The 693-nt window shown below is 58.2% G+C and carries 1 protein-coding gene; it reads left to right on the top strand.

Annotated features, from left to right (window positions below; genetic code table 11):
- Nucleotides 1-380: metal-dependent hydrolase (locus tag A3730_RS20565; RefSeq protein WP_197477553.1), on the top strand; the 380-nt coding region annotated here is incomplete at its 5' end.
- Nucleotides 381-693 lie beyond the last annotated feature (313 nt).

The raw sequence follows: 693 nt of genomic DNA, 5'->3' as shown, positions 1-693 counted from the left end.
GGAACTGGCACGCCCTGGAAGAAACCGAACACAAGGCTGTGGCCTTCGATGTGTACCGCACGGTGATCGGCGACGACAGCAACCTGGGCGCCTACGCCCTGCGCAGCGGCACCCTGGTGCTGGCCACTGGCATTTTCTTTGCCCTGTTCATTCCCTTCTACCTGCATAACGTGCGCATCAAGGGCGGCCTGACCGACCTGAAAGGCTGGCGCGCCGTGGCCAAACACACCTGGGGCCGCAAAGGGATTTTCCTGAACATCACCAAGCCCTGGTTCGACTGGTTCAAACCCGGTTTTCATCCGTGGGATCACGATAACAGCGAGCAGCTGCAAAACTTCGAGGCCCTGCTTGGCAACCTCCTCAAAGAGGAAGCCGCTTAACCGTTTTCCAATTCACCGAGCTCTCCCTTTTCCGGTGACTTTCAGGGTCGGCACTTTGCCGGCCCTTTTTTTTGCCGCTCTGCGGCTGCAGCATGCTTCACGCAGCATGCAACACGCTGGCAAACCTGCCGAGATTGGGCCTCATAACGAAAAAAGCGCCTGCTTTTGCAGACGCTTTTTCATGAGTCCAATGCGGGGATTACCCGTCGTTGCCCTCTTGAGTAGACACCACACGATCATCTGCCAGGCGAATGTTGGCCGCTGGCGCATTGCCGTCCCGGTCCTCGCCGAAGTACAGGGTGGTATGCGGGAA

The organism is Alcanivorax sp. HI0044 (genome assembly GCF_001634945.1).
Note: the sequence above shows the minus strand (reverse complement) of the source record. Positions and strands in the feature narration are given on the sequence as shown.